The sequence below is a fragment of the Streptomyces sp. NPDC043812 genome, from assembly GCF_056436245.1.
Window position 1 is genome coordinate 1 of record NZ_JBWKCY010000094.1, and the last position, 1944, is coordinate 1944.

Here is a 1944-nt window from a genome sequence, read left to right on the forward strand (position 1 = left end):
CCGTGTCGTCAAGACGCTGAGTCATCGCAGGGGCGACCGGCACCCCGTCAGCGGCCGTGGCCGTGGCCGGCAGTGCTTCCTCTTCGGCCCATGCCAGCGACATCAACGGCAACGATCCGGTGGCCGCCGCGACGACCACTGCCGCGGCCACAAGCCGGCGAAGCCGGCCTTCACCGGATTTCTCCCAGGATGCCCCGTCCTTCAGGGCGGGGAGGAATGGGTCCTTGGGGTGGAGCCGCGTAGCGGCGGAGTTCTCTGCGCATCTGTTCTGACCTGCACTCTCTTCCGTTGTCAGTGGCCGCTGTTAGGTTACGGATCATGACGACAGCAGCGGTGGCCGGGCAGGTTGCCGGGCATGCCCGGTACACCTTCCGGCTTCGCCTGTCGTCGAACACGCTCGCTTTGCTGGAAGGGGAGTGGGCGCGGTGCCGTTGGGTGTGGAACGAGTGCGTGGCGATGTCCCGCAAGGTCCACAAGCTCAACAAGGACGCCGAGACGAAGACGACGTGCGGTCCGGCGCAGCTCGACAGGATGCTGACCGACGCGCGTCGTTCGATGTCCTGGCTACGCGAGGGTTCCAGCGTTGCGCAGCAGCAGATCATCCGGGACTTCGCCAGGTCCCGTGCGAAGGCGCTCAAGGACATCACGGCGAAGCTGCCGATGCGGCAGCGGGCGGGGATGCCCCGGATCAAGCGGAAGCGGGAAGCCGCGCCGTCGCTGAACTACACGCAGCGCGGATTCCGCATCAAGGACGGCCGTCTGCACCTGGCGGGCGGGATCATCCTGAGGGTGGTGTGGTCGCGCGACCTGCCGTCCACGCCGTCCAGCGTGCGCGTGCACCGGGACAACCTCGGACACTGGTACGCCTCGTTCGTCGTCGCCACCGAGGCCGAGCCGCTGCCCTCCACTGGCGGGGTGATCGGCATCGACTGGGGTGTGAAGGAGACCGCGACCACCACCTCCGACGCCCACGACCTGCCGCACGCCCAGCACGGGAAGACGGCCGCCGCGAAGCTCGCGCGCTACCAGCGGATGATGGCCCGGCGCGCAACGCCGAAGAACCGGCCCGACACGAACGGCTACCGCAAGGCCCGGCGGGCGGCGGCAAAGGTCCACCGGAAGATCGCCCGGCAGCGGCAGGACACCGGCCGCAAGTGGGCCAAGACCGTCGTCCGGGACTTCGACCAGATCGCAGTGGAGGACTTCAAGCCGAAGTTCCTTGCCACGTTGCGGAACATGTCCCGCAAGGCGGCCGACGCCGCGATCGGCGCCACCAAGCAGGCCCTGATCGAGATGGCCCGCAAGCACGGCAAGACCGTGCACCTGGTCCACCCCGCGCACACCACCATGGACTGCGCACACTGCGGAGCGAGAGCCAAGCACCGCCTCCCCCTCTCCGAAAGAATCTATTCGTGCACCGCGTGCGGAACTGTGTCCCCCAGGGACAAGAACTCCGCCCGCGTGATGCTCGTCCGGGCTGGTCTCAACCCGGCTAGCGTTGATCTTGCAAGCCCTGCCACCTGCTAGGCGCCAGGCAAAGTGAGCTAAGAATCCCCTCCCTTCAGGGAGGGGAGGTTTCAATTCTCGAGAACACGCAAGCCCTCCCCTAGTGCACAGGTGCATGAACTCGCCCCGCTGCGTGAGGTACGGGGGGTTCATGCCTTCGGTGCCCCAGATGCTTCGGCATGATCGGTGGGCGGTACAAGAGATGCCTCGAGGCGTGAAACCGCCGAGGCGTAAATACGCCTCAGACGGCGCCGTTTACACCCTGCTTCGGGGTGGATTGCGCTTCCGCACCATCCATCCAGCCGCTGCGCGCCGCATGCCAGCCGAGCTGGAAGCGGGTGGCCGCACCCACCTCGACCATGAGGGACTGCAGGCGACGCTGGACGGTGCGGTGCCCCATGCCGAGTTGGCGGGCGATGGCCAGGTGAGTCCCACGTA

General features: G+C 67.2%; 1 protein-coding gene and 1 pseudogene. One reads left to right on the forward strand and one right to left on the reverse strand.

Annotation, left to right across the window (positions count from 1 at the left end):
- Window positions 1-318 precede the first annotated feature (318 nt).
- Window positions 319-1527, forward strand: a complete 1209-nt coding sequence (locus AC067Z_RS38860; RefSeq protein WP_478794354.1) for an RNA-guided endonuclease InsQ/TnpB family protein — start codon at window positions 319-321, stop codon at window positions 1525-1527.
- Window positions 1528-1747: 220 nt separating this feature from the next.
- On the opposite strand, the pseudogene AC067Z_RS38865 reads toward AC067Z_RS38860, so the two are convergent.
- Window positions 1748-1944: pseudogene (locus AC067Z_RS38865) on the reverse strand (helix-turn-helix transcriptional regulator); the annotation flags it as partial.